This window comes from Marinobacter sp. Hex_13, from assembly GCF_001566815.1.
Classification (GTDB): Bacteria; Pseudomonadota; Gammaproteobacteria; order Pseudomonadales; family Oleiphilaceae; genus Marinobacter; species Marinobacter salarius.
The window spans coordinates 21438-28510 of record NZ_LSMM01000068.1 but is presented as its reverse complement, the minus strand read 5'-3'; the positions used below and the strand labels follow the sequence as shown (position 1 = coordinate 28510).

Here is a 7073-nt window from a genome sequence, read left to right as displayed (position 1 = left end):
CGCCGGGAGAAGCTGAGGCAAACTACTACCGGCAACTTAACATTCAGGCCGCTATGGCAGCGTGACTTAAACCAACGGGCCTCCGCGATACCCGGGGCGGTTCATATGCGCCGCAACGCATAAAGTAAAGTAAATTATTATACGTTTTTAGTAAATTAACGGCGACGCAGTCAAAAACTAGAAGAAACGGTAACGCTATCCTTTGATTGACAATGAGATAGGTTGATGTGAAATCGACGACAAAGGAGTCTAAAGCCACCGCCACGGCCCAGCATTCGGTCAATAGCTAACCCCCAAACACGCCCCAAAGATCGTCGCGTGAGCCTCGAACCCCCGCAGACAGCATTCGTGACCTTTGCAATGCGCCCGCTCCAAAGGGCCGGACATTACGGAGACTGGTGAGTTGGTGCGCCCGCTGCCCGAGATACTGGCATCAAAAAATACCAACGCTCTGCGCGCTAGTTGCCATCGAAGGCTTCACTGTCATTTGGTATGAAATGGATAGCCAATACGCCCGAGTAACATCCTGTTGACGAGATTTAGAAAAGAAGTGGGTCTTCTGCAGAGTTCATCGCGTCCACTCCGTTTACGGCTCTGCCGCAAGGGTCTGTGAACGCGTACGCGTGCAAACTAAAGTGCACTCCAGGTGTAGGACTGGCTGTTCCGTGCCGTCCCCAAAGTAGCAGTTCCCATAGCCACTGGCTTTCTAAATTCAGATACCTTTAACCAAGCATCAACCGCTCAAAAGTTCCCGAATTGGGAATTTTTTCTTGCAGAGCATTAAGCAACATGCGAGTATAGTTCCCAATACGGGAACATTTGAGATGTATGGTTATGAGGTTAGTGGGTCGCGAAAGAGTGTCCAGCAGCAATATCGGTGACCCGAGCGCCCAAGCGTGGCTCAGCGTCTGGATGTCGGAGATAAGCGAGGCCCAATGGTCTTCTCCATGCGACTTACTGGATCACTACCCGTCAGCACAAGACCAAGGCAACGGAATGTTTTTATTCTCTATCGGTGACCGAGGGCTCTATTTAGAAGTTCTTATTTCATTTTCTCAAAAAATTGCCTGCATTCTTCATATTAGCGAAAGTAACGAATCATGATCGAACAAGCCAAGGTCATAAAAACGGAAAACCAGTACCAAAGCTATCTAAGCGAGGTTCAGGCCCTTTTGTTGGCCGATCCTGAGATAGGGAGCGCGGAGAGTGAACGCCTAGAGTTACTCACCGTTCTCCTTGAGAACTATGAGAATCAAAATTATCCGGTTGAGGCGCCAGACCCAATTGTCGCTATCAAGTTCCGTATGCAAGAAAAAGGTCTAAAACAGACCGACCTTGTCCCCTACTTCGGAACGCGTAGCAGAGTTTCAGAAGTACTATCAGGTAAGCGGCCACTTACTCTTCAGATGATTAGAGCTCTGTCTGTAGGTTTAGGCATATCCGCTGAAACACTGATTGGAGAACCTGAAACCAAGGGAAGAACAGACCAAGAGATTGACTGGTCACGATTCCCGGCAAAGGAAATGGTAGCTAGAGGATGGATTCAAAAGGCCACAGGTCAGGCTAAAAGGACCATAGAACAGCAGGTACAAGACTTTGTTGCTCAAATCGGATGGCAACTCGGTGACGCTGCGTTCAAGCGAAGCATATCAGGAGAAGCATTCTCCCCGACGACGAAATACGCACTCTATGCTTGGCTCTCTCGCGTTATCCAAAAGGCGCGGGAACGAAAGCCGAATATTGGAAAATATGCCGAGTCAGCTTTATCCACTCAGACATTGAGAGAGTTGGCGCAACTGAGCTGGTTTGAAGAAGGTCCCAAGCTGGCCGTTGAATACTTAGAAAAAATGGGGGTATGTGTAGTCCTTGAGCCTCATTTGAAGGGTACGATGCTTGATGGCGCTGCTCTTAAAGATATCGACGGTACACGAGTAATCGGTCTTACGATTCGCCATGACCGATTGGACAACTTCTGGTTCACCCTATTACATGAGGTCGTTCACATTTGGAAGCACGTTGGTGAGGATGACACGTTCATGGATGACCTTGATTCTTCCGCTTCTACGGACAAACGAGAAGCCGAAGCCAATCGTTTGGCGCGCGAGGCTCTAATTCCGCGTGTGGTCTGGAAAAGGAGCGATGCTCATTTATCACCCTCAAAGGAAGCGATCGACACTCTGTCGCGCGAGTTGAGAATTAATCCGGCAATAATCGCGGGACGCATTCGGCGAGAAAAAGGAAACTATCGCCTTTTCACTGAGCTTTTAGGTCATGGAGAAGTGAGCAGAGTTCTATCCTATCTTAGTCACGAGGGCCAGGCATGACACCCACATATATTCCTATACTCAAGGCCAAAAAAGGCGAGTTTGATGCACTCCAGACCGCGAGTACCGCTACAGCAGAGCGCATCCAGCCGATGTTTGAGATACCTGCCTTTAAAGGTAGCACCGCAAATGCCAAGCGCTTCGAGAATCTGGCCCAACCCACGGTCGCATATCTGAACGAAATCGTGGTTAAAATCGCGACTGTACGCCCCGGTATGCCATGTTTCTTGGATTCGAGGCATTGGGCACCAAATGCTACGCTTGAAAATGGTGAGCATGTCTTAAGCTATGCACTCTCTCGACTTTCAGCCCTAGGTGTCCACACAAACCCCGTAGTCAACTACGACGTTTGGGATGACCCAGAATATCAAGAGGTCTTTAAGAATGCAGGGGCAAGTGATGCAGGTACTTTATGTATTCGCCTTGAGTCCGATGCCTTTGACGATATGGACGACCCTGATTATTTTTCTGATCGCCTTAACTCCATAATTACCGCGACAGCCTTTCCAGAGGCTCAAATTTGTATATTGATCGATTTTAGGGATACGACTGCCCTGTCTGTGGTCGATATGCAAGCGGTAGCGGAAAAGTGCATAGATAATTTGAATTCGTGGCAATTTGCTTACATCGGCATTGCGGGAAGCTCAATTCCCATCATGATCAATGACGCAGTTGAAGAAGTAAACTCAACCGGGTACGTGACAAGGAAGGAAGTTCTGACGTGGAAAGCACTCAGGAAAGCCTATCCCAGGCTAAACTTGGTCTTCTCTGACTACGCAATCCGCAACCCGAATGCTATCGATGATGTTCCCGCACCCCATGCCAACGGAAAGATCAGATACACAATCTCCAACCAATTCTTCGTTGTGCGCGGGCACTCTCTCCAGTTTCATGACAAAGGGAAGCAGTACCACCGCCTTTCGGCTGAAGTGGTAAAAAGCCCACACTACATGGGTCCTGAGTTTAGCTATGGAGACGCGCACCTGCTCCAATGCTCAAAAGGTGAAGGAGGGTGCGGCAATTCCACAACTCGGATAACGCTCGATACTACGCATCACCTCGCTGCAGTTACTGTCGAGATCATCGAGTTTGTTACTGCCACGTCAACAGCTAGCATTCATCCTTAGAAGAAACCATAAACCGGCCCCATGGAGGGGGGCAGTTGAATGCTTTTCCTTTTGTCCTGCGCTAGTAGGAGGACGTCTCTAATGGCTTTTGCCTTCATCCAGTAGTCACGCTATATTCTTATCACCAATCAGGTCACACTTGACTGGTACACACGCGAACAGAGAGGCATTGCAAACTATTGTTTTAAAAGGGTTAAAATAGAGTGAGAACAAGTCCTCTCCTCGGCACCACTTCCTCCCTCAGGAAGTGTTAAGAATCCAACACCTTTATAAGCACATGTCGCAACAGATCTGCGCTCGAAAACGTATGACTCTCCGCACGTTCGCGAAGAGCCTGCCCGCAGCCCTGGCTTACTCTACCAGTCCCGACAAATATTCCGAGAGCCGTTGATAGGTGTAATTCACCCGGGCATAGGCCGCAGAAGGCGCTCTTTCGAACTCCCGCCCACAGGCCCGGCTGCCGCCATGGCGATTCAGGTAGGCGATGTTGATCAGGTTGGGCTGGTCTGCCACGAACTCGCTGGAATTGTCGAACGGGTAGTAGAACGCCCAGTCAAACCCTTCTGTATTGCTGACCCCAGGCGTGGAACTCATTTCTTCATCCAGGAAGCCAAACCGTAGCGGCCTGAAACGGTCATTGCGAGTATCGAACTCCAGCGCCGGCGAGGTGAACTCGTCCGGTAGCGTGATACTGCCGGTGACCGTGAAAGGCTGCTGGGCAGACACCACCTGCGCCGCATCAACGTCCTCCGGATCAATATCCCCTTCGCAGGATTGGACACTACTCGTGAGCGCCACAATCTCCTCGTTCACGCCATCGACGGAACGCGTGAAACCGAAAAAGGCATCGTTGGCGAACTGATAGTCGGGGCGCAGAACTTCCGTCTTGCTATCGGAAGTTGCCGTCAGGGAATCCACCCGGGCATCCGCCATGGTCCACCCGTAACGGATCGCCGGCGGGCCACCCAATGCCGAGGACGACGCAAGTCCAGGATGGCAGGTGGTGGTGGTTTCGAACGTCGCGGTACGGTCCTGCCAGTTGAATGTCAGCCGCTCATCGGCCCCTTCAGCCTCATGGTAGCTGGCACTCTCCTGGGACAGTGATATCGAAGGCATCCACTGCACATCGGTATCGGCGATTTTGCCACGGGCATTGATCAAGCGGGCCATCTCTCTCATTGACGGCATCATGCACCCGTTTGCCGTCACGGCCGTTAACCGGCCATCTTCCGAGTAGTCGAACTCCAGTTCAGCGGACACGCTGAGGTTGGACATTGTGGCCGGCAACTCGCTCCCCTCCCCCCTGGCGAGAACTGTCTGGCGCTCAAGGATAACCGGATCGTCCAGCTCAACCGGCACTTCCGGCAATTCCAGTTCATCAATGTTGATGTTCTCGTAATTGCCTTGGGAGGCAGCGGCATCAACCACCTGAACCACCTCCAGGGCATTGCGGGCAAAGGATACACCGAGAAGATAAACCGCCTCTTCACTCAGGTAGCGTTCACGTCCGTCACCATTGCGCAGGAGATTGGCGTACTCCGGCGGGAACTGGCTGGCCATGAAGCGTGCGAAGGCGCGGGCGTATGCGTGAGCACGGTGATCACCGGACCGGATATAGTTACTGACCAGGTTCACGTTGCCGAGAGCATCAGACAGATCGGTACTGATGACCGAAAGATCCTGCAACCCAATCAGGCGGCGCTGCCGCACCAGGTGGCTCAATGGCGTGACATTGCGCACGCCAGGTGGCGCACTAAGCAGGTAGGCGTCTTCCAGCACCACTTCCCCGATGCGGGTCTGCTCCATGGTCTGGCCAGGCAGCACCACGGCAAACAGCGGAAAGTCCCTGGGATCGATATCCGGGGATATGGACGGGTCCTGCACCAGTTCCGCAGTATCCAGCGAGAAGACGCCACCTTCTCCCGTTAACGCGGTAGGCTCTCCGTCCCGCAGGGTTATTTCCGTGCCGGCGCTGTTTTCAAAGGTCATCGGGCCCGGCGTGTATTGGCTGTCACCGTCCATGTCCAGCCACACCCTGGCATTGCGCAGGTAGCCGTCAATCACCCGGCCTGTATAGGGCTCGGGCTCGCTGTAATCCTCGGCGTCAAAGTCACGGCCATCGACCGGTGACTTGTCGGATTCCTCGCCGCAACCGGCAAGGGCCAGCGTGAACAGGGCAACTGTAAAGGAGAGCAGACTTTTCATCGCGGCAACCATTGTCCTTGTTAGAGGTTGTGCCGCTACTGTAGGGGATGTTGCCGGGGGGAACCTTGATAGGTTTGGCACTTTGTAAACTTAGGTAACGAAAACGCGCCGCGGGAGCTGTCCCGGCGGCGCGCTAACGGGCACAAGCGCCTACTAGAACGAGCGCGCAACAATCTCTTTCATGATCTCATTGGTGCCGGCGTAGATACGCTGTACCCGCGAGTCCGCCCAGGCGCGGGCGATGGGATACTCCCACATGTAGCCGTAGCCGCCGTGAAGCTGCACGCACTCGTCCATGACTTTGCACTGCAGGTCGGTGGTATGCTGTTTCAGCATGGCTGCCGTTGGAATATCCAGCTTCTTTTCCAGGTGCAGTTCCAGACAACGGTCACAGAAGACGCGGGCAGCGGTGATTTCCGCCTTCATCTCCGCCATTTTGAAGCGGGTATTCTGGAACGCTATCACCGGTTTGCCGAACGCCTTGCGCTCCTTCACGTAATCCAGCGTCCACTCCCACGCGGCTTCCGCAGCAGCGACGGCGGTCAGGCCCACCTGCAGGCGCTCCGCCGGCAACTCCGCCATCAGTTGGAAGAAGCCCTGGCCTTCCATTGATCCCAAAAGCTTATCCGCAGGCACCTGAACGTCCTGGAAGAACAGCTCGGAGGTGTCCTGCGCTTTCATCCCCACCTTATTCAGGTTCTGCCCTTTCTCGAACCCTTCCCAGGCGGTTTCCACCAACAACAGGCTGGTGCCCTTGGCGCCTTCTTTCGGATCGGTTTTGGCCACCACGATCACCAGGTCCGCCAGCTGGCCGTTGGTAATAAAGGTCTTGGAGCCATTGAGTACGTAATGGTCGCCAGAAGCGTTTTTCACCGCCGTGGTTTTCACCCCCTGCAAGTCGGAACCTGCGCCCGGCTCGGTCATGGCGATGGCACCGATCATTTCGCCGGTTGCCAGTTTCGGCAGGTAATACTGTTTCTGTTCTTCGGAGCCGTAATTGAGGATATAGGGGGCAACGATGTCGGAATGCAATGTCCAGCCGATGCCGGACAGGCCCGCCCTGGACACCTCCTCCATGATGACAGCGCTGTAGCGGAAGTCCGCGCCTACGCCGCCGTATTCTTCCGGCATGGTCGGGCAGAGGAAACCAAGTTCGCCGGCCTTCTTCCAGAGCTCCCGGCTGACCTGGCCATCTTTCTCCCACTGTTCATGGTAGGGCGCCGCTTCCTGTTGCAGAAACTTGCGGACGGAATCCCGGAAGCCGTCAAGGTCGGCGTCAAAGACTGTGCGTGGAATCATGGTGTACCTCGGTGAATGACTGTGTTGTGGTTGTCGTTCACCAAGTCTCGGGGGCGCGGCGTTTTCGCTCAATGATGAAAAGCATCAATCGGGCTGACCAAAACCATCGCCCATCGGT

The 7073-nt window shown here is 53.5% G+C and carries 5 protein-coding genes; 3 read left to right on the top strand and 2 right to left on the bottom strand.

Going from position 1 to position 7073, the window contains the following annotated elements:
• The first annotated feature begins 828 nt into the window (after positions 1 to 828).
• Genes AXW11_RS20820 through AXW11_RS16790 form a run of 3 tightly spaced genes read left to right on the top strand, consistent with a single transcriptional unit; the run spans position 829 to position 3451 of the window.
• Positions 829 to 1104, top strand: a complete 276-nt coding sequence (locus tag AXW11_RS20820; RefSeq protein ID WP_091644136.1) for a type II toxin-antitoxin system HigB family toxin — start codon at positions 829 to 831, stop codon at positions 1102 to 1104.
• Positions 1101 to 2324, top strand: coding sequence for an ImmA/IrrE family metallo-endopeptidase (locus tag AXW11_RS16795; RefSeq protein WP_091644133.1), 1224 nt, complete (start codon positions 1101 to 1103; stop codon positions 2322 to 2324). The genes AXW11_RS20820 and AXW11_RS16795 overlap by 4 nt, the downstream gene beginning before the upstream one ends.
• Positions 2321 to 3451: a beta family protein gene (locus AXW11_RS16790; RefSeq protein ID WP_091644130.1), complete on the top strand. Its 1131-nt coding sequence runs from the start codon at positions 2321 to 2323 to the stop codon at positions 3449 to 3451. Before AXW11_RS16795 ends, AXW11_RS16790 begins: the two co-directional genes overlap by 4 nt.
• Positions 3452 to 3802: 351 nt before the next feature.
• Here the strand turns inward: AXW11_RS16790 and AXW11_RS16785 are convergent, their stop codons facing one another.
• Together AXW11_RS16785 and AXW11_RS16780 are read right to left on the bottom strand one after the other, a co-directional pair.
• The gene (locus AXW11_RS16785; RefSeq protein WP_091644142.1) at positions 3803 to 5656 is read right to left on the bottom strand and encodes a hypothetical protein; all 1854 of its coding nucleotides are present in this window, start codon (positions 5654 to 5656) and stop codon (positions 3803 to 3805) included.
• A gap of 153 nt (positions 5657 to 5809) precedes the next feature.
• Complete coding sequence (locus tag AXW11_RS16780) at positions 5810 to 6955, bottom strand: acyl-CoA dehydrogenase family protein (protein ID WP_036203889.1); 1146 nt, start codon at positions 6953 to 6955, stop codon at positions 5810 to 5812.
• Positions 6956 to 7073: the final 118 nt, after the last annotated feature.

Bases quoted from the DNA above. Each gene is read 5' to 3' on its own strand.
- AXW11_RS20820 (WP_091644136.1), top strand. From the start codon at position 829: ATGGTTATGAGGTTAGTGGGTCGCGAAAGAGTGTCCAGCAGCAATATC.
- AXW11_RS16795 (WP_091644133.1), top strand. From the start codon at position 1,101: ATGATCGAACAAGCCAAGGTCATAAAAACGGAAAACCAGTACCAAAGC.
- AXW11_RS16790 (WP_091644130.1), top strand. From the start codon at position 2,321: ATGACACCCACATATATTCCTATACTCAAGGCCAAAAAAGGCGAGTTT.
- AXW11_RS16785 (WP_091644142.1), bottom strand. From the start codon at position 5,656: ATGAAAAGTCTGCTCTCCTTTACAGTTGCCCTGTTCACGCTGGCCCTT.
- AXW11_RS16780 (WP_036203889.1), bottom strand. From the start codon at position 6,955: ATGATTCCACGCACAGTCTTTGACGCCGACCTTGACGGCTTCCGGGAT.